This is a genomic window from Kibdelosporangium philippinense, assembly GCF_021390435.2.
In the GTDB taxonomy this organism is placed as follows: Bacteria; Actinomycetota; Actinomycetes; order Mycobacteriales; family Pseudonocardiaceae; genus Kibdelosporangium; species Kibdelosporangium philippinense.
Genome location: NZ_JAJVCN010000004.1, coordinates 934484 through 954160 on the forward strand (window position 1 = coordinate 934484; position 19677 = coordinate 954160).

General features: G+C 64.2%; 19 protein-coding genes. 9 read left to right on the top strand and 10 right to left on the bottom strand.

Features of this window, described 5'->3' with window-relative positions; translation table 11 throughout:
• The first annotated feature begins 4 nt into the window (after window positions 1-4).
• From LWC34_RS47210 to LWC34_RS47220, 3 genes are read left to right on the top strand one after another with little or no spacing between them, the layout of a single operon-like run.
• Window positions 5-496, top strand: coding sequence for a winged helix-turn-helix domain-containing protein (locus LWC34_RS47210; protein ID WP_233723037.1), 492 nt, complete (start codon window positions 5-7; stop codon window positions 494-496).
• Window positions 475-1080, top strand: coding sequence for an IS630 family transposase (locus tag LWC34_RS47215; protein ID WP_233732007.1), 606 nt, complete (start codon window positions 475-477; stop codon window positions 1078-1080). The genes LWC34_RS47210 and LWC34_RS47215 overlap by 22 nt, the downstream gene beginning before the upstream one ends.
• Before the next feature lie 30 nt (window positions 1081-1110).
• Entirely contained in the window at window positions 1111-1890 is a 780-nt protein-coding gene (locus LWC34_RS47220) for an HAD family hydrolase (protein ID WP_284051895.1), read from the top strand.
• Between the two features lie 85 nt (window positions 1891-1975).
• On the opposite strand, the gene LWC34_RS47225 is transcribed toward LWC34_RS47220, so the two are convergent.
• From LWC34_RS47225 to LWC34_RS47240, 4 genes are all read right to left on the bottom strand, one after another.
• Window positions 1976-2797 carry a chitosanase gene (locus tag LWC34_RS47225; RefSeq protein WP_284051896.1) on the bottom strand — a complete coding sequence of 274 codons (822 nt, stop codon included), beginning with the start codon at window positions 2795-2797 and terminating at the stop codon, window positions 1976-1978.
• A gap of 212 nt (window positions 2798-3009) precedes the next feature.
• On the bottom strand, window positions 3010-4053 hold the full coding sequence (locus LWC34_RS47230) for a right-handed parallel beta-helix repeat-containing protein (protein WP_233732008.1): 1044 nt from the start codon (window positions 4051-4053) through the stop codon (window positions 3010-3012).
• Complete coding sequence (locus LWC34_RS47235; protein ID WP_233732014.1) at window positions 4053-5969, bottom strand: hypothetical protein; 1917 nt, start codon at window positions 5967-5969, stop codon at window positions 4053-4055. Before LWC34_RS47235 ends, LWC34_RS47230 begins: the two co-directional genes overlap by 1 nt.
• 53 nt (window positions 5970-6022) lie before the next feature.
• Complete coding sequence (locus tag LWC34_RS47240; RefSeq protein ID WP_233732015.1) at window positions 6023-7222, bottom strand: family 8 glycosyl hydrolase; 1200 nt, start codon at window positions 7220-7222, stop codon at window positions 6023-6025.
• 292 nt (window positions 7223-7514) lie between these two features.
• Here LWC34_RS47240 and LWC34_RS47245 point away from each other — a divergent pair, with 292 nt between their 5' ends.
• Window positions 7515-8372, top strand: coding sequence for a hypothetical protein (locus LWC34_RS47245; RefSeq protein WP_233732016.1), 858 nt, complete (start codon window positions 7515-7517; stop codon window positions 8370-8372).
• A 3-nt stretch (window positions 8373-8375) separates the two neighbouring features.
• On the opposite strand, the gene LWC34_RS47250 is transcribed toward LWC34_RS47245, so the two are convergent.
• Window positions 8376-9833, bottom strand: a complete 1458-nt coding sequence (locus LWC34_RS47250) for an aldehyde dehydrogenase (RefSeq protein ID WP_233732019.1) — start codon at window positions 9831-9833, stop codon at window positions 8376-8378.
• Window positions 9834-9849: 16 nt separating this feature from the next.
• A complete protein-coding gene (locus tag LWC34_RS47255) occupies window positions 9850-10293 on the bottom strand; it encodes a MarR family winged helix-turn-helix transcriptional regulator (RefSeq protein ID WP_233732022.1) in 444 nt (147 codons plus the stop codon).
• A gap of 165 nt (window positions 10294-10458) precedes the next feature.
• Between LWC34_RS47255 and LWC34_RS47260 the strand changes: the two genes are divergently transcribed.
• From LWC34_RS47260 to LWC34_RS47270, 3 genes are all read left to right on the top strand, one after another.
• Window positions 10459-10665, top strand: coding sequence for a hypothetical protein (locus LWC34_RS47260; protein WP_233732023.1), 207 nt, complete (start codon window positions 10459-10461; stop codon window positions 10663-10665).
• Window positions 10666-10675: 10 nt separating this feature from the next.
• Window positions 10676-10990, top strand: coding sequence for a hypothetical protein (locus LWC34_RS47265; protein WP_233732026.1), 315 nt, complete (start codon window positions 10676-10678; stop codon window positions 10988-10990).
• A gap of 361 nt (window positions 10991-11351) precedes the next feature.
• Window positions 11352-12014 carry a C39 family peptidase gene (locus LWC34_RS47270; RefSeq protein WP_233732039.1) on the top strand — a complete coding sequence of 221 codons (663 nt, stop codon included), beginning with the start codon at window positions 11352-11354 and terminating at the stop codon, window positions 12012-12014.
• Window positions 12015-12040: 26 nt separating this feature from the next.
• Here the strand turns inward: LWC34_RS47270 and LWC34_RS47275 are convergent, their stop codons facing one another.
• On the bottom strand, window positions 12041-13072 hold the full coding sequence (locus LWC34_RS47275) for an ArsR/SmtB family transcription factor (protein WP_233732042.1): 1032 nt from the start codon (window positions 13070-13072) through the stop codon (window positions 12041-12043).
• Window positions 13073-13122: 50 nt separating this feature from the next.
• Here LWC34_RS47275 and LWC34_RS47280 point away from each other — a divergent pair, with 50 nt between their 5' ends.
• Window positions 13123-14154, top strand: coding sequence for a Gfo/Idh/MocA family protein (locus LWC34_RS47280; RefSeq protein WP_233732044.1), 1032 nt, complete (start codon window positions 13123-13125; stop codon window positions 14152-14154).
• Here LWC34_RS47280 and LWC34_RS47285 read toward each other — a convergent pair.
• From LWC34_RS47285 to LWC34_RS47295, 3 genes are read right to left on the bottom strand one after another with little or no spacing between them, the layout of a single operon-like run.
• Window positions 14139-14663, bottom strand: coding sequence for a MaoC family dehydratase (locus LWC34_RS47285; RefSeq protein WP_233732046.1), 525 nt, complete (start codon window positions 14661-14663; stop codon window positions 14139-14141). The two genes, LWC34_RS47280 and LWC34_RS47285, sit on opposite strands and share 16 nt — an antisense overlap.
• 12 nt (window positions 14664-14675) lie before the next feature.
• Window positions 14676-14900, bottom strand: a complete 225-nt coding sequence (locus LWC34_RS47290; protein ID WP_233732047.1) for a hypothetical protein — start codon at window positions 14898-14900, stop codon at window positions 14676-14678.
• A gap of 14 nt (window positions 14901-14914) precedes the next feature.
• Entirely contained in the window at window positions 14915-16030 is a 1116-nt protein-coding gene (locus tag LWC34_RS47295) for an inorganic phosphate transporter (protein ID WP_233732049.1), read from the bottom strand.
• Between the two features lie 540 nt (window positions 16031-16570).
• Here LWC34_RS47295 and LWC34_RS47300 point away from each other — a divergent pair.
• Complete coding sequence (locus LWC34_RS47300; RefSeq protein WP_233732051.1) at window positions 16571-19669, top strand: ATP-binding protein; 3099 nt, start codon at window positions 16571-16573, stop codon at window positions 19667-19669.
• Window positions 19670-19677: the final 8 nt, after the last annotated feature.

Here is a 19677-nt window from a genome sequence, read left to right on the forward strand (position 1 = left end):
ATGGATGAGGTACGCGGATGGAGGTGGCCTTTCCGAGCGGGGCAGGGCCACACGCGAAGCTGTCCGGTTGCAGGCGGCCCAATGGTTCGCCCAGGACGTGCCGGCCGCCGAGATCGCCCGCAGACTGCGGGTATCCACCAACGCGGTCTATACCTGGCGGCGTCGATGGCGTGCCGAGGGTGAGGCAGGGCTGGCGTCGAAGGGACCGGGCGGATCGTCCTGCCGGCTGGACCAGCCACGACTGGACAGGCTGGCCCAGGCTGTGGAACAAGGCCCAGCCGTGCATGGGTTCGGCGAGGATCAGCGCTGGACCCTGGCTCGGGTCGCCGATCTGATCGCCCGGCTGTTTCACACCCGCTACACGCTGCGCGGGGTGTCGTATCTGCTGCACCGCATGGGGTTCTCGCCACAAGTACCCGCCCACCGCGCGATCGAGCGCGACGAGCAGGCGATCGCCACCTGGCGGCGGGAGGTATGGCCGGCGGGAAAACGGTAGCGGCGCAGCAAGGTGCTTGGCTGTGTTTCGAGGACGAGGCCGGGCAAACGCTGCGCCCGCCGAAAGCCCGCACCTGGGGCCGCCGGGGCCAGACACCACAGATCCCGGTGTCGGGCAAGGGTTCGGGCCGGGTATCGGTCGCCGGGCTGGTATGCGTCCGGCCCGGGCACCGGCCCCGGTTGATCTACCGTGTCCGGACCCACCGCGGCCGCAAGGGGGAACGGCGCAGCTTCGCCGAAACCGACTACGCCGCCCTGCTGGACGCCGCACACCAGCAGCTCGGCGCCCGGATTGTGTTGATCTGGGACAACCTCAACACGCACACCAGTCACGCGATGCGCAAACTGGTCGCGGCCCGCGACTGGCTACACGTGATCCAACTCCCGCCCTACACCCCGGACCTCAACCCGACCGAGCACGTGTGGTCCCACGTCAAACGCAACCTCGGAAACCTCATCGTGCACGGCATCGACCAGCTCACCGCCATCGTGAAGAACCGACTCAAACGCATCCAGTACCGACCCGGGCTGATCGACGCGTTCTTCGCCCACACCAGACTGAACCTCGAACCACAACCGCCGTAATCCTGGCCTTTCAAGATCTGTAAGCCACTGTTGGTAGCGACCGATTTGGATGGCACGGTAGTCCGTTCTGACGGAACCATCTCAAGCCGCACGGTGGCGGCGTTCGCGAAGGTGGAACAGGCTGGGGCAGAGTTCGTCGCGGTCACCGGGCGCCCACCGCGACTGATGGACGAAGTCGCGGAAGCCTTCGGCAACCGGGGTATCGCGATCTGTTCCAACGGCGCTTACCTGTACGACATGCACACCAGGCAGGTCGTCGCCGAATACACCATCACCGCAGCCGACTTGGTCGACGCGGTCGGCAAACTGCGCGCGGCGATCCCGGATATCGGAATCGCCGTGGAACACGCGACTTCACTGGCGGCGGACGCGCTTTACGAGCCCTGGGACTGGGATCGAGGCGTCACGATCGAACGACTCGAAGACGCCGCGTTGTTGAGCCGCCCAGGGCCGAAGCTGCTGGCCCGGCATCCCGCGATGTCCAACGACGAACTACTCACCATCGCGGCACCGATACTCGCCGGTCTCGTAAACGTCTACCATTCCAACGGTTTGCGCCTGATCGAAGCAACCGCGCTGGGCGTCAGCAAAGCGGCCGCACTGGCAGATCTGGCTTTGCACAAAGGCATCGACCAGGCTGACGTGATCGCATTCGGCGACATGCCCAACGATCTGCCGATGCTCGAATGGGCCGGAACGGCATATGGAGTCGCCAACGCCCACCCGGACGTGCTGGCCATTGTGGACCATGTGATCGGCGGCAACGAAGATGACGGTGTCGCCGAGGTCCTCGAAGCCCTCTATAGCTAACGGGCCAACCCCCTCGGAGCTGGCCCGTTGTGCCGTGACGGCCACTATCGCGACGTCAGACGCCGGAAAAGTGGCCCTCACGCGTTTACTTGATGGAGAACGAGTCCCCGTAGACCTTCCAGGACAACGGCGTCTTGAGGTCGAAATTGCCGTTCTTCAAGAAGACCCGCTGGGCCGTGTCGACCCTGCTGGTGTCGGAGTGCGCCTCTTCCTGCTTCATCGCCCACACGCGCGCGTCGAGGAAGGCGTTGAGGTACGCCGTCTCGTCGCCGCCCTGAGCCGGCGTCTTGGCCTTGGCCATCGCGCGCTTGCGGATGTTGCTGAAGCTGGTGTTGTCGCCACCGTCACCGTGCATCACGATGGCGTCGTAGTAGGCGAACTGGCCGAGCGTGCGCAGGCCGTCCTGCTTGGCCCGGTTCACCGAAGGGTTGAAGTACACCCGGTCCCGCTCGGCTTCCTGGGTGTCCTGGAAGACCTTGTCCTTCGCCGCGGTCTTCCAGTCCTTGGTGTAGTTCGGGTCGAGGCCCTCGTGCGAGTCCGAGCCGTCGACCCGCTCCAACGCCGGCAGGTACTTGGCAAGGACGTTGCCAGGCTTGCGCTTGGTGTACGCCTGGACGAGCTCCAGCATGTCGTGCGTGCCAGAGCAGAAACCGATGATGCCCGCGGTGTAGCCACGGCCGTCACCGATGTCTTCGATGTACTTGAACTGTGCCCGCCAGTCCAATGAGGAGTTCTCCGCACTGGACACGATCTTCATCGCGATTTCCTTCTTGGCCGGGTCGTCGAGGCCGACGGCCGCGACGGACACCGACTGCTGCTCGGCACCCGGCAGGCTTGCCTGCGCGGACACACCGGCGACCGGAAGGAAAAGACAGGCAGTGCAGACAGCCGCGAGGGTACGCGTCATTTTCACAGGGATTCCTCCTTGCAGGGGGAGAAGTGTTACTGAGTCAACCGCTCGGCGAGTAATTCGTCAAGACTCTTTCCGAAACGATTTTCCTTGGCTACCAACGAATGTCAGGTATTTCCGGGCTGTTCATTTATGAATGTGATCGTCCCGTGCATAAAAGAAAGACGGCGCCTGGACCGGAGGATGCCAGGCGCCGTCGGTCGGCGGTATCAGGGCGTGACAGGCACGTTCGTTAGCCCTTTCTTCGCCGACGACACCGTGTTCGACGCATACACGGTGTTGGGTTTGTCCTTGCACTGCGACACTGTGGTGATCCGGATGGCATACTCACCCGCATCACCGAGGTCCGACTTGTTGTTCCGCCAGACATTGCCGCACCCGCTCGGGAACTTCGGGGTGGTGCTGATGCTGTGTGTCTCGTAACCGTTGGCGAGAACACCCGGCTTGGTGAACGTGCCGGTGTTGTTCTCGATCGTGTAGCTGGTTCCCTTGACGTCCACCCACGAGTCGGCCGAATGCTCGCCGACGATTCCCTTGCCGTTGAAGGTGTTGCCCTTCACGACACCGTTCTGGGTGCCTTCCTTGATATCGATGTGCTCACCGGTGACGTTCGGCCCGATCGTGTTGCTCAGCACCTGAACCCGATCGGACTTGTCCACACCACCGCTGTTGCCGTGGCACGTCCAGTTCGACACGGCCGAGCCGATGTAGACGCCTTCGCCGTATCCCTTCTGTACCAGGCCGGTGTCGGTGATCTTCGAGTTGCGGATCACGCTGTCCGCTGAGGACCGCCTGAAGTGGACAGCCTCCTCGTCGACGTGATGCACGTACACGCCGTCGATCACGGTGTGGTGCGAGATGTCCGCGACTATGCCCTTCTTGGACTCCGCGACCGTGAAGCCGCTCAGATTCCAGTATGGAGCGTTGTACAGCCACAGTCCGTAACCGGAATCCCAGCCGTTGGTCGGCACTGGACAGTCCGGCGCCTCACCCGACGGGCCGTCGTTGATCAGCACGGCGTTCGCCGGGCCGGTCAACGTGATCGGCTTGGACGACGTCCCGGCCTTCGCCGCGACGAACGAACCGCGATACGTGCCGCTGGCCAGCTTGATCGTCTGCCCAGGTGCCGCCTTGGCCAACGCCGCCTGGAGCTGGGCAGCGGTACTGACGTTCACCGTTTCCGCCTGAGCCGTCTGTGCGGTGCCGAGCAGTGCCGTCCAGGCGAGCACGGCGACTGCGACTTTGCCTTTCATCAGCGGCCCGCGTTCTTCAGGAACAGTGACTGTCCGTTTTCGGTCTTGGTCGCATCGATGCCGTGACCGCCGGTGTAGTCGCGTTGTTCGTTCTTCGCCCAGTCGGCGATCGGCGTACCACCCACATCGAGGTGCTTGTAGCCGGTGCCGTTCCAGCCGAAGATGTAGATCCGTTGCTTGTCCGGGTAGTACTCCTGGAACGGACCGTTGGTGGCCAGCTGCTTGGTCATGGTGTTGTTGAAGAAGACGTTCTTCGGACCGGACGCGCCGGACCACTTGACGGCCTTCTTACCGGCGCCCCACCAGATCGGGAACCAGTTCGAGTCGTCAGGACCACCGCCACCCTCGTCACCGCAGTTCGCGCGGCAGTTGCCCGAGCGGTGCCCGTAGTTGACCTTCACGGTGTTGAGCTCGAACAGGTTGTTGCGCTCCCACCCACCGTGCAGGTTCAGGTCCGAGTCGAAGTCGTTGCCGATCACGACGTTGCCGGAAGCCGACCACTGGAAGGTGAAGTGCCGGAGGTTACGCGAGGTGTTGCCCGAGTAGAGGGAGTCCCAGACGCGGGAGCCACGGAAGTATCCGTTGCCGCCCTTGCCCTTGTTCCACGAGCCGTCCAGCTCGTTGTTCACGATCTGCAGGTTCTTGGCTTCCTCGGTGACGATCGGGTGCGAGCCGGTCATCTCCGCCTTCATGCCACGGACCCACGAGTTGGCGGCCCACTTGAACACGATTCCGTGCATTTCCGCACGCGGGTCCATGTTGCCGTAGTTGTTCACGGCCTCGGCCTTGTTCAGGTTCGGCATGTCCTGCGTGAACGTGAAGTTCTCAAACCCAACGCCCACAACGGGATCCACCAGCGGAGCGGCCTTCGAGTCGTACGCGCCACCGGCGAGCGGCGGTGAACCGTCCGATGTGGAGTCCACCGGGACGTCGAACTCCAGCGGCTTGTCCAATGTGATGGTTCGCTGCGAGGTGTTGACCGACGCGATCGTGAAGATCTGCTGACGCATGTGCATGTTCAGCAACGGCCACGTCGTCGGCAACGCCTGCTGTTCCTGGTAGAACTTCTGTGAGTTCGCCGCACGGATGTTCACGAACTCGCCCGCTTTGAGGGCGGTGATCGATCCGCTGGAGGCCAGGTGCACGACCCGGTCGCCGGTGCGGGCGGAGAATCCCTTGTCACCGGCCTTTTCCCGCAGCTTCACGCCGGACTTCCAGTGCACGTTCACCGTGCCCTCGAAGATGTCCTTGCGGTTGGCCGGTGCCGAGCTGTAGTCGCTGGAGTAGCTCGAGTGCACACCACGCGACTGCACCCGGAACAACCCGCGACCTGGCCACAGCCAGCCGCCTTTGCCTTGGCCGTACGTCATCCCGTCTTCGTCCCAGTCCGATTTGTCCTCGGTGAGCGCGTCGTACAGGGTGTTGTTGTCCGGCCGGTAGACCACCTTCGTCTGCGTCATCCCGGCACCGCGGATGATCAGATAGTCGGCGTCCACATGCAACTCACGCGTCACCACCAGCTCACCGGCTGGCAACGTGATCAGGCTCAACTTGTTGTAGTTGGCCGAGTTCGAGCAGGAACTCTTGATGGCGTCGATGGCCGACTGCAAACCGGCCGAGTCGTCGGCGCCGTCGTTCGGCTTGACGTTGTACTGGCTGCTCAACTCCTGCGGCGTGATCTGGCACGTCTGGTTGGAGTTGACATCACCGGCACCAGGCAGGTTCTGCCCGCCTCGGTATCCGCCCTTGCTCCAGTCGTACAAGCCGTTGACGGCTGCCCGGCGGTTGCCGGCCGATGTGTCCAGATTGGTCATGGCGCCTGCGCCGGGAGCGGCTTGGGCTCCGCCTTGGGACAGCGTGGCCGCGGCGATGACCGCGACCGCGCCGAGACCCAGAGCTGCGATGCGTCGGGACATGGTTGAAGAAACCTCCAGTGCGGGGCGGCGGGATGGGGGCTTCCTTCTCTTGGTCAGGGAGCGACGAAGTTGCCGGACAGGATCAGCAGAACCTGCAGGGTGATCCCGGTTCCGTAGTAGTCCGTCGCGTCCGGGCTGAATCCGGTGATCTGCGTGAACAGCTTGTCCAACCAGGCCTGGCTGCCAGGGTCGGTCATCGCGGCGACCGCGAAGGGGGCGGTGAAGCAGGGGTGTTCGCCCTTTTCGGTCGGTGCGCCGGCGAGGGTGTAGCCGGAGCCGATCTTCGCTGGATCACCACCGGTCGCGGTCTGGATCCACGCGTTCATCTTGCGTACCTGGGCAAGCGCGGCGCTGCCAGGTGCGGTGATCGCGTCGGCGCCAAGCCGCCACGGGTCGCGGCAGGCGTTCCAGCTGTACGCGCCGTCGTACTTGCCTTCGAGGAACTTGCCGGACGGCGGTTTGGGTGTGCTGTTGGTGTTGATGACGAAGTCAGGAAGCAGCCCAGTCTTCGAGGCGTACTGGGATTGCAGTTGGCTGACAGCGTTTTCGGCCTTGCTCCGGACCTGACCCCACGTCGAGTCGTCGGTCGCCTTCTGGAAAGCGCGGAAATGGCCGGGCATCCAGTCGGACGAGCGGGACGCGGTCGCGTACTTGCCGGAGTTGCCCCAGTCACCAAGCAGCGTGAACTTGGTGCTGGCACTGACTTCGGAGGCCTTGATCGCGTTGATCACCCGAGTGGCTTCGGCCTTGTAGTTGACCGAACCGGAAGAACCCCACACCTTGTCGGCGATCAGCAGACCGTAGGCGATTTCGAGGTCACCGTCGGTCGCCGAGTCGCTTCCGTTGACGCTCTTGCAGTTCGCGTCCTGCTCGGCGGCGTGCAGATCCTTGTTGTTGACCGAGGGATGAGCTTTGACGAACTTCAGAATTCCGTCGAAGATCGTCCTGGCCTGGGAGTCCTTGCCCGCCATCATGGCGGCGATGGTCATCCCGTAGCCCTGGCCCTCGGCTACGAACGGGTGGTCGGCGTCCTTCGACAGCACCGCGTACGTGCCAGAACCGCACTTGGTGGACAGGAAGTTGGCCTTCCAGAAGTTCCAGTACTTCGTCACCGCGGCGTCCTGGGTGGCCTGGGACGCCGACGGCCGGAGCGTGCCGGACACGTAGGGCGTGCCCGCGGCCGTCGCGGGCGTCGCGATGGCTCCAGCGATCAGAACCGTCGTTAAAGCCAGTGTTCGCAGGGGTTTCAGCATCTTCTCCTCGCTCGAGTTATGCGACGCAGGGTGTCAACTCAGTGGCGGCGAGTGCCAGTGAGCGTGACATGCGGGGAGAACCTTGGTCAATACTGTTAGGAAACTTTCCTAACTATAGTGTCCGATTCGTGCCTGAACTGGGCAGTTCTGACGTGGCGAAGTGGGCAAATCGGGCGCCTAGTCCACAATGGAGGGTTTACGGAATTGGTTCAGATGCCCTGTCCAGCGATGATCGTCCGTTCGGTAGGCGAACGGGGAGGTCTCCCGAGGTGGCGCGCTTACCGTGCGAGGCATGGCTGAACTGAACGTGCGTCACCACAGGCAAGTCCGCCCGGACGCGGTCTACATGGCCGTTGTTCTTTGGTGGACGGCCGCGGGCCTGACCATGGTGCCCGCGTTGATCGGTCTGTACGACACGCTCGGACGAGTCGGATGGAACGACCGGTTACTGATCGGTTTCGTTCTGGGCGTGGCACTGGTGATCGTGGCCATCAGGAAGTTCGACCGAGGCCAACCTGTTGCCAGAACAGTCCTGACAGGGTTGGCCGTGTACTACGCCTGGACCCTGGTAGTCGGCCTGACCGTGATCACCGCCGGAAAAGCGGACGGCCTGATTGTCGTCTTCTTGATCGAGGCAGCCAGGACAGCGACCGCGATCGCGGCGGCGATTCTCGCGTTCACTCCACGGGCCCGCAAGTACTTCGATCAAGGCGGCGCACCGGGGGAAGCGACGCGGTGGCCCGCTTGGCTGTGGGGCGTTGGCATCGCGGCGCTCGCGTTGCAGTTCGGTGCCGAGTTCATTGACAGTCTGCCGAGCAACGGTCGCAGTTGGACACGCTGGGCAACGGGATCCAATGCGCTCGGTGACGCGTTACTGGCGAGTTTCCTGCTGTGCTTGGTGCCTGCGTACGCGTCGATCGCCCGGCAGTTCTATTTCGCCAGGCAGTGGGCGCGCGTGACGTTGACGGTTCTTGGCGTCGTCGCCGCAGTTCTCGCCACGGTTCAAGTCCTTGACGCGCTGGATCGCAGCAGTGTCAGTGATCTGGCCGCACTGAACGCGGTGTTCGCCGCGATCCAAGTGCTCGCCACGGTCGGCGCGATCGTGTGGTCATACCTGCCCGCGGTCAACGCGGACTTCCGCCGTCGTTAGGCCTTACCCGACAACGAATGGATCCCGGGTGCCGCCGCTCAGCTCGACCCAAACGGCTTTCTCCTCAAGGTACTCGTCGATAGCGTGGATCCCATTCTCTCTGCCGATGCCGGAGTCGTTGTAGCCACCAAAAGGAACCGAAGGTGCCACAACCCGATAGGCGTTGATCCACACGGTGCCAGCTTTGATCCGGGCGGCAACCCGGTGACTGCGGTGGATGTCCTTCGTCCACACGGCACCGGCAAGGCCGTAAGGTGTGTCGTTGGCCAGTTTGACGGCTTCGTCCTCCGAGGTGAACGGCAGAACTGTCAGAACCGGGCCGAAAACCTCCTCGCGGTACACAGTGGACTGTTGGGTGATCCCGGTCAGCACGGTCGGCTGGATGAACAGGCCGCCGGGAGTGGCGCCGCCACATGCCACGGTCGCGCCCTCATCCCGTGCCACCTCAAGAAAACCGAGGACCTTCTCGAATTGAGGCGTGTTCGCGACCGGCCCCATCTCGGTCGCGGGATCCGTGGGGTCGCCAAGCTTGATCTCGGCCGCACGAGCACTCACCAGTCGCACGAGTTCATCGTGCACATCGGAATGCACGATCAACCGAGACCCAGCCATGCAAGTCTGGCCCGTCGCCGCGAACACGCCAGCCACGATCCCATTGGCGGCAGCGGCAAGGTCGGCATCGGGGAACACGACCTGCGGGGACTTCCCGCCAAGTTCGAGGGTGACTTTGCGCAGATTCTGCGCCGCGGCAACAGCAACGGCCCTGCCAGTCGCGGACGAACCTGTGAACGCCACCTTGTCCACCCCGGTGTGCCCGGCGAGAGCGGCTCCGGTTTCACGCGACGAACCCGTGACGACATTGACAACGCCCGGCGGGAACCCTGCTTCGGTGACCAAAGCGGCAAACCCCAGCGTGGAAGCCGGGGAGTGTTCGGAAGGTTTGACCACGACCGTGCACCCGGCGGCCAACGCGGGCGCGAGTTTCCACGTCATCAGCAGCAAAGGCGAGTTCCACGGCGTGATCGCGGCGACGACACCGACAGGCTCACGGCGTGTGTAAACGAGGTAGTTCGGGTTGGGTGACGGAATCTGGCGGCCTTCGATCTTGTCGGCAAGGCCGGCGTAATAGTGATACCAGCTGCCAAGCGCGGTCAGCTGCCCGATCATCTCCCGGTACAGCTTGCCGGAATCGTTGACCTCCAAGCGCGCGAGCTTCTCGGCGTCCCGTGCGACAAGATCGCCAAGAGTCCGCAACAGGCTCGCGCGGGCGAATCCGGTCATCTCGCCCCACGGACCGTCCAAAGCGGACCGCGCGGCCGCGACAGCGGCGTCCACATCCTCCGGCCCGCCGTCCGGGATGAGCGCCCACGGCTGACCGGTATAGGGGTTTTGTGACGTGAAGGTGCGGCCGGACACCGCGTCGACCGCCTTGCCTGCGATGAGCATGGCGAAACGTTCCATGCGTCGAGGCTAAACCTCACGACCCCAGATGACGATGCATAGCGGCCATCGCAGTGGCGAATCCGTCGAACTCCTTGTCCGTCAACCCTTCCCGAAACAAATGACGAACAAGCTCAGCATGCCCAGGGGCCGCGGTCTTCAGTTTCGCCCAACCCTTCTCGGTCAGGTAGGCAACCACCCCGCGATCGTCACCGGGTGAGTCGCGGCGTGCGACGAAACCTGCCTTCTCCAGCTGGGTCACCTGGTAGGTCAGGCCACTCTTGCTGGTCACGGCTGCTTGCGCCAGCTCCGTCATGCGCAAGCAGGCGTCGGGCGCCTCGGACAACCTGCTGAGCACTTCGTATTGCGGATGGGTCAGGCCTGCGTCCTGCTTGAGCTGCTGCTCGATGCGCCGGTTGATGGTCGCCGTGATCTGCAGGAAGTCATGCCACGCAGCGAGTTCCGAGTCATCCAGCGCCATGTCCTGAGCGTAGTGGACATCCTTTCCACTCAGCGGAACCCGGGTTGTTGAAATTTGCACTTCCTCTTATGGTCTTGTTCGAATTTGAACTAACTAGGAGGAATCGCATGGTCACCACCGAGGTCCGTCCAACGGTAGGTCACGACACTGGCCTGGTTGTCCTGCATGAACTCGACGGCCCGCACTCTGCCGCCAGACATCCTGGAGAAGGACGTTTCGGCTTGGTCGAGGGTGTACGCAGCCTTGCCTGGCAAGGAGTTTTCCTCGACCCGGGCGCACGCGGACGCTTTGATCGAGGTGACGGACGAGGAGATCTCGGCCGCGTCAGTGGATTCGCTGATCACATTCATCGAGACACAAATCCCCGGCTAGGGTTCCGTTCATGGTGAGCTTGGCCATCAACGAATCGGGCGATTCCGCAGTGGCCATGAAGCTGGCGACTGACGCCTGGGAATTGAACGTCCAGGCTTCGGCAGCGGACTTCATGCGGCTTCGCGAGATCGACAGCGCCGACTGGCTTGCTCGCCGTGCCCTCGCCGTCGGCCGTTGCGCTGGTGTGCCAGTGTTCTGGGTGTCGAGTGGTGGACAAGTTACGATTCTCGTCGGCCATGACGATCAAACATGGGACATCGCAGTCACGGTGCCGTTGGCCACCGTGCACAAGATTGTTGCGCTCGCCGAACAACACGAGGGCTGACCACCTGTTCGCTGGCTTGATGGTCTCGAGCATGGCTGGATCGGGGTGAGGGGAAGATTAGGCGCGTTGAACGCCGCGAGGGTGGCCTTCACGGCACTCGACGTTAGTGTTCCAAAGGCAGCGCGGTCTTGTACCCGTCGGCCGGGTTGTAGTCGCGCTGCACCTCGACGTAGACGCGAGCGAGCGCGTGGCGGTCGTACTCGGTCATGGTGCCAACGCCAAGGCACGTGTACGCCGATTTACGTGCTCAACAGTCGGATTCATCCTGAATTGAATCTCGTTGTGGCTTTGCTGTCCGAGCGTAGAGTCGGATATGTGGCGCGCCGCCGTTTTCGTCCCTGCACATGAAGGAATCGGCGAGATGAGACTCAAGGCATTGGTTTTGACGCTGACTACTGTGACCGGTCTCGTGTGCGCGCCTTTGGCTGCCGTCGCGAACACGAAGAATGTTGTGCAGCCGCCGGACTGGGTGAAGGCCATGCCAGCGCCCGCCAAGGTCGAGGGCGTCGGCGCGTTGGCCGTGCTCAACATCCAGTACCAGGTCCAGCAAACCGGTTACTGGTGCGGGCCCGCGGCGACAAGGATCGCGATCTCGGCGAAGAAGAGCAACCCGCCCAGCCAGGCCACGCTCGCGCAGCAACTGCCGACCACGACCAATGGCACCGACTGGATCGGCCAGGTCACGCGGGTTCTGAACAACCACATCGGCACGGGCTGGTACGAGACAAAGGAAATGCCGAACGACCCGCCAACGAAAGCACAGCGCGATCTGCTGTGGCGTGACATCGTGCTGGACATCAACAACGGCTACGCGATCGTGGCGAACATCGTTGCCCCGCCGAACAATCACCCGCCTGGCTACCCGAACTACACGGTCTGGCACTACTTCACCGTCATCGGCTACGACAGCTCGGACATGACCGTCAAGATCGCCGACCCGGCCAACTTCGGCGGCAACCAGATCTACTGGCTGACCTTCAACCAACTGGCGACCCTCATCCCGCCAAAGGGCTATTCCGCCTGATCAGACCTCGTGAGTGGTTAGCCGGGTTAGAACACGGCTAACCACTCACGAGCGAGTAGGGCAGCGCCGCGTTTGGACAGTGTGTGCACGGCCGAACCGTTGCGCCGCTGGGTGTTCACCAGACCGGCGTCACGCAGGACCGCCGCGTGCTGGGACGCGCCGGAAGGCGTGGTTCCGGTCGCGATGGCCAGTTCCTTGGTGTTCAGGTACGGCTTGTCGGCGATCACTTGCAGCACAGTGGCCCTGGTCCGGCCGAGCAACGCGTCAAGGGATCGGGCGTTGGGAGCAAGCGATTGCTTAGTCGCCCAGCCGATCACCGGATCGACCGGATACACCAGCACCGGACGCAAGGCCGGATCCGCGAACGTCATGGAGGTCTGCCAGCAGAAGAACGACGGCACGAGCACGAGCCCACGTCCGTCCAGATACAGATCCTGATCGACCGGATACGCGACCTCAAGCACCGGCGCACGCCACCGGGTCGATGGGTGCAATGTGGACAATACGTGCTCAAGCCCGTGTGTCATCGCCATTTCGGCGCGCCGCGCCCAGTCCTCGCGGATGTGGGAGTTGAACACCTGTGCGTACGGCAACAGGGCTTTGGCGTGGTACTGGCGGATCCGGTCGGCCAGTGTGCGCATCATCTCCGCGTCGCCACCGGCGATCCGCCACGCCCAGCTCGGCAACCTGGTCTGCGAAGCCAGCCTGGTCATGTCGGCACGCAGGGTGGCGCTGCTGGTGCTCAGCACCGCTTCCAGCCCATCGTCCAACGAAGGACTGTCCACGAAAGGCGTAAGGAAATCCGGCGAGTAACCCTTTGGTGGGGCCAAAGTGGTCAGAATGTCGCCCGTCGGATGCAACGCGGTCCGCACATCACGTCGCCACGGTCCGAAAATGGCCGCGCCACGCCGCGTTTGCAGCAGGTGCAGGCTAAGCAGCACCTCCCACAACGGATGCGGATATGCCCTGATCCGGATCCTGGTCAGGTCATCGGCAGTGAAGTGCACCCGCAGCATTTCCCGCCCCCGGTCGATCGCAGCGGTTCCCCTACCAAGCATGATGAGCCGACAGACCCTGCGCAGTCCACCGTGAAGGGACATTTCAGACCATGAGCACACTTCCCGCGCCGCGGACCCCGGACCCGATGGACGCTCCGGCGGTGCGGTGGGGAATCCTCGCGCCGGGCTGGATCGCGAACCTGTTCTGCACCGCGCTCAGGCAAGGAACCCGCCAGGAGATCGCCGCGATCGGGTCACGCAGCTACGACCGTGCCAAGGCATTCGCGGACGAATTCGACGCGGTCGCGGCCTATGGCTCGTACGAAGAGCTCGTGAACGATCCGCAGGTCGACATCGTCTACGTGGCCTCGCCGCACTCCGAGCACCACCACCAGGCGCGCCTCGCCCTTGAAGCCGGAAAGGCCGTGCTGGTCGAGAAGGCGTTCACGCGCAACGCCGCCGAAGCCCGTGACCTGGTTGACCTGGCGCGCTCGAAGAACCTGTTGCTGATCGAGGCGATGTGGGCGCGGTTCCTGCCGCACTACGACGTCATCCGCCAGGTGGTCGAGAACGGCCTGATCGGCGACATCACCACGGTGTACGCCGACCACGACCAGCCGCTGTACCCGAACGGGCCCGAGCGGCTGTCGAACCCCGCACTGGCCGGTGGCGCCCTGCTTGACCTGGGCGTTTACCCGATCTCGTTCGCCGAGTTCGTGCTCGGCCAGTTCACCTCGATCACCGCGGTCGGCACGTTGACCGACCTTGGCGTGGACAGCCAGCAGACCGTTGTCGTCACGAACGCGGCAGGTGCTCAGGGCGTGCTGCACTCGTCGATGCTGGCCAGGTCGGCCACCACGGCTTCGGTGTGCGGCACGGCTGGGCGTCTGGACATCGGCGGCCCGTTCTACGAGCCGAACTGGATCAAGATGTACGACCGTGATGACCAGCTCGTCGGCCAGCACGAGAAGGTCGCCGACATAGGGCACGGCGGCCTGCGCTACCAAGCCGCCGAAGCCGCGCGCTGCCTCACCGAAGGCCGGACGGAGTCAGCGGTTTTCCCGCTCGACGCCACCCTGCGGGTGATGGAGGCAATGGACAACGTCCGCGCCCAGCTGGGCGTCCGCTACCCCGGCGAGTGATCCAGACCGGCGGCTTTACGGGACCGTTCGTCCCACACGGGCTCGACGGACGCGAATTCGGGCCCGTGGCCGCGCCGGTAGACCAGCAGCGTCCGTTCGAACGTGATCACGATGACCCCGTCCTGGTTGAAGCCGATCGTCCGGACCTGGATCACGCCTGCGTCCGGCCGTGAGGCCGACTCGCGTGCACTGAGCACTTCGGACTGCGAGTAGATCGTGTCGCCCTCGAAGACCGGGTTCGGCAAGCGAACCCGGTCCCAGCCGAGGTTGGCCAGCACGTGCTGGGAAATGTCCACCACGCTCTGCCCGGTCACCAGTGCGAGGGTGAACGTCGAGTCGACCAGCGGTTTGCCCCACTGGGTCTGCCCGGCGTAGTGCCGGTCGAAGTGCAGTGGCGCGGTGTTCTGGGTTAGCAGCGTGAGCCAGGAATTGTCGGTTTCGGTCACCGTCCGGCCAAGCGGGTGCTTGTAGACGTCCCCGACCACGAAATCCTCGAAGTACCGTCCCATGCGCCTATCCTGTCACCGCGCGATGACCAGGTAGATCCCGTAGCCCACGATCGCCGCGCACGCGAGGAAACACAGCACCGACACGACTGTCGGCCCTGCCACGGAACGACCATTGGTCACGGCGGCCTCACGGCGGTCCAGCGCGATGATGCCGAGCGAGAACAGGCCGATCGTGCCGACGCCGACGACAAGCGCGACAAGGAAAACCTCGCCAAGCGCACCCCAGTTGACATGCATCCTGCTGCTCCTGTTCAGACCGTCGCGTGCGCGGGGACTTCGTTGACGTTGCTCGCGTCCACCGGGTGACGCCGCGAGGCCAGGTAGATCCCCGCGGCGATCGCAGCGGCGACGACCGCGACCACGACTGTGCCGAGCGTGCCCTGATCGGCGGCCTCACCCGCGAGCGCGCCGACGACTGCGGCGGCAGGGAGCGTGAGCAGCCACGCGATCACCATGCGCCCGGCCGTGCCCCAACGGACCTCGGCGAGCCGCTTGCCCACACCCGCGCCGATCACGCCACCGGAACACACATGTGTGGTCGACAGGGCGAAACCCAGCTGCGACGAGGTGAGGATGACCGCGGCCGCGCTGGTTTCGGCCGCGAAGCCTTGCGGGCTCTCGATGTCCGTGATGCCTTTGCCCAGGGTTCGGATGATTCGCCAGCCACCGAGGTACGTACCGAGCGCGATTGCCAGCCCGGCCGACAGGATGACCCATAGCGGCGGTGGCGATCCTGCGGGCAACGTACCTGCGGTGATGAGCGTCAGCGTGATGATGCCCATGGTCTTCTGGGCGTCGTTCGTACCGTGCGCCAAGGAAACCAGCGATGCAGATGCGATCTGGCCGACCCGGAATCCGCGCGTACGAACGGAATCCTGTGTCCGGCGAGTGATCGTGTACGCCAGGTAGGTCGCCAGCGCCGCGACGGTGCCTGCGATCAACGGGGACGCGACGGCCGGGATCAGGACCTTCTCCACGACGGTCCCGAAGTGGACGGCGTCCGAGCCGGAGGCGACCCAGGTCGCGCCGATCAGCCCGCCGAACAAGGCGTGCGACGAGCTGGACGGCAGCCCGAGCAGCCAGGTCGCCAGGTTCCAGATAACCGCGCCGACCAGGCCGCCGAAGATGACCGCTGGGCCGATTCTGGTCTCGTCGACAATACCGCTGGAGATCGTCCTGGCGACCTCGATGGACAGAAAAGCGCCCGCCAGGTTCAGCACGGCGGACAGCCCGACCGCGACCTTCGGCCGTAACGCGCCGGTGGCGATCGACGTCGCCATGGCGTTGGCCGTGTCGTGGAACCCGTTGGTGAAATCGAATGCCAGCGCGGTGATGACGACAATCAGGACGATCAGGGAAACGTCCACGCACCCTCCCAGATCCAAAGTGACCAGTGCCGGGATGACTTTCCCGACCATAAGCCCGGAAATAGAACAGCGGGTGAACGCGGCGAATTCGTGCCGGGCGTGGCGTGTCCACCGTTCCGGCACACCGAAATGTCCGTTCCGGCACACCGTGTCCACCGTTCCGGCACACCGTGTCCACCGTTCCGGCACACCGTGTCCACCGTTCCGGCACACCGTGTCCACCGTTCCGGCACACCGTGTCCACCGTTCCGGCACACCGTGTCCACCGTTCCTGCACACCGAAATCCCGCGGCATCGCCCACTGGTCATTTCACTGTGCCGGAGCGGACATTTCATGCTTCAGGAATGGTGGACACACTCTTCAGCAAAGGTGGACACGGCGGCGGCGCCCAAGCCCGCGTCCCGGGGTGTCCGGTTGCGGTCATCAGGTTGCTTTGTTGGCGCCTTGTGTGACGACATACCTTGACAGATCGCAATGTTCGGTGAGCGCGGGATCAGCGAGTTAGTGTGTAGCTTCCTGGGGTGAGGGGAGGGACAGTCATGTACCGGGCCATTGTCGCGGTCGATGTCGAGGGGTTCTCCAGCCGGACGGATCTGCTTCAGGCGGCGACAAGACGCAACCTCTACGAGTCGCTGGAACAGGGGTTCACCGAAGCCGGAATTCCGTGGGCCAGCTGCGATACCAGCCAAGACCGAGGCGACGGCGTGCTGATTCTCGTCCCGCCGGACATCGCACACGTCTACCTCGTCGACCAGTTGCCGCACCGGCTCGCCGCGGCGTTGCGCCGCAACAACGCCATCTACGCCGTCGAAGCGCGAATCCGGCTGCGGGTGGCCGTGCACGTCGGCCAGATCGACTCCGACGGCAAGGGAATTGTCGGGCACACCGTCAACTTCGTCTGCCGGATGCTGGAAGCACCGGCGCTCAAGGCGGTCCTCGCGGCCTCACGCGGCGTGTTCACTCTGATGGTGTCCGACAACTTCTATCGCGACGTCGTGAAGAACGATCCGGCGATCCGGCCGGAGAATTACCGCGAGGTCTTTGTCGGCGTCAAAGAGGAAAGCACGACGCCAGCGTGGATCCGCGTACCGGACGACCTCGTCATGCCCACGTCCGAGCCCGGTCAGGCGATGGCCGACGTGGACGTCGAGATCCGCCGCTACGGCCTGCCATCGGACTCGATCGTCGCGAGTTCCTTGCACGACGGCGAAGAACTGCGGGAAGAAGAGTGGGGTTTCCGGCCGGACGAGTTGTCGGCGGCAGACTATCCAGCCCTGCCGCCTGCGGAATCGCGGCCGCGCCTGCTGGATCGCTTACAGCCGTTGATGCGCACGGTCGTCGGCCGCGTTGTCACCCCCAAGGCACGCAACGTGGGCTGGCATTCGCCAAGGGAACTGCCCAACGACGTCCCAGGTTTCAGTGGACGCAACACAGAACTCGACCGGCTCGACGGGCTGATCGACAAAGTCGGCGTCGCGGTGATCGACGGCCCGGCAGGCGTGGGAAAGACCGCGCTGGCGGTGCATTGGGCGCATCGGATGGCGGGGCGATACCCGGACGGCCAGCTATATCTGAACTTGCGGGGATTCGACCCGCACCAGCAGCCGATGTCCCCGGCGGACGCACTGCGAAAACTGCTTGGCGCGCTGAACGTGAACGCCCAGCGGATCCCCGCTGACCTCGACGAACAGGCCCGGATGTTCCGGTCGGTGCTGGCCGGGCAGCGGATGCTGATCGTGCTGGACAACGCCCGCAGCGCTGATCAAGTACGCAAGCTCTTACCCGGCCGGTCGACCTGCTTTGTCCTTGTGACCAGCCGAAACCGGCTGGAAGACCTGATCGCGTGGGACGGCGCGGTCCGCGTGAACCTTGACGTCCTGCCGCAGCCGGACGCGATCGCCCTGGTCACCGAGATCGTCGGCAAACAACGTGTCGCCGCCGAGCCAGAGGCCTGTGCCGAATTGGCTGCCCTGTGTGGATATACGCCGTTGGCGCTGCGGATCGTGGCCGAGCGCGGCGCGGGCAACGACGACGTCCTGCTGGCTGACCTCGTCACTGAGCTGTCGGCTGAGAAGAACCGCATGCTCGACCAGCTGTCCAACGGGGACGGGTCAGCCGCAGTGCGGACGGTGTTCTCGTGGAGCTACAACGCTTTACACCCAGACGCCGCCAGGTTGTTCCGGTTGCTGGGACTGCACCCGGGGCCGGAGATGAGCAGCGCGGCGGCCGGTGCGCTCGCGGGCTTGGCGCCCACGCACGCCCGGCAACTGCTGGGCACGTTGGCGGGCGCGCACATGCTGGAGGAGGTCGGCCGCGACCGTTACCGGTTGCACGACCTGCTCAGGATGTACGCGGCCGAGTGCGCGAACGACGCCGAAACCGAGCTGGACCGCGAAGAAGCCGTCCGCCGAGTCCTGAACTGGTATCTCTACAGCGCGGACGCAGCCGCTCGCGTCCTTGCCCCGCAACGACGTCGCGCCGCGCTGCCCACATTGACCGGTGTGCAGGAACCCGAGGCGTTCGAGACGTATCACGAAGCGTTGACCTGGTTCAAAGCCGAGCGCGCCAACCTGGTCGCCGCGACCATGCAGGCCGAGCAGGCGGGGGAGTACGCGGTCGCGTGGAAACTTCCGGCCGCGCTGCTTGGCTTCTTCAACCTGCGCAAGCACTGGGCTGACTGGATCAGCGTGCACAAGATCGCCTTACAGGCCACGCGCAAGCTCGGCGACCCGTACGCGGAAGCGTGGACGTTGAACAGCCTCGGCATCGCGTACTACGACTTACGCTGGTTCACCAAGGCCGCGCAGTATTTCCAGCGCGCGTTGCAGATCCGGCGCGAGGTCGGCGACCGCTACGGCGAAGGCAGCACGCTGGACAACCTGGGCAACACGCTGCGGAAACTGCGGCACTTCGACGACTCGATCGAGTGCTACCAACGCGCGCTGGAGATGTTCCGCGAGATCAGCGACCGGTACGGCGAAGGCAGCACGCTGCGCAACCTCGGTGGCGCGTACCGGGGACTGCGCCGGTACGACGAAGCCGTAGATCACTACCGGCAGGCGCTGCAGATCTGGCATGAACTGCGCGAGCACTACGGCGAAGGCCTGACCCTGAGCAATCTCGGCGACATCCACCGCAAACTGGGGCGCCCTGAGCAGGCAATCGAATGTTACGAGCGCGCGCTGCAGATCTGCCGCGACATCGACAACCGCTACGGCGAAGGCGCTGTGCTGGACAACCTCGGCGACGTCTACGAGGACCTCAACCGCCACGAGGACGCGATCCTGCACTACAACCAGGCCTTGCGGATCTCGCAGGAGCTCGGCGACCACTTCGCCGAAGGCAACACCCTCGACAACCTCGGGTGCGCCAACTACCGGGCCGGTGACCACGAAGCCGCACAGCAGTTCCTGCAGCAGGCGCTCGTCCTGCGCGAGGAGATCAACGACCGCCGCGGCGAGGCCATCACCCGCCACCACCTTGGCGTGGTCTGCTCGGCTGCCGACGACATGGTCGAGGCACATCAGATGTGGCGGCAAGCGTTGGAGATCTTCGACGAGCTCACCGAACCGCACGCCATCCAGATCAGGGTCGGCTTCGACATCGACGAGCAGAACGATTCCCCGTTCGATATTTGAGACCGATT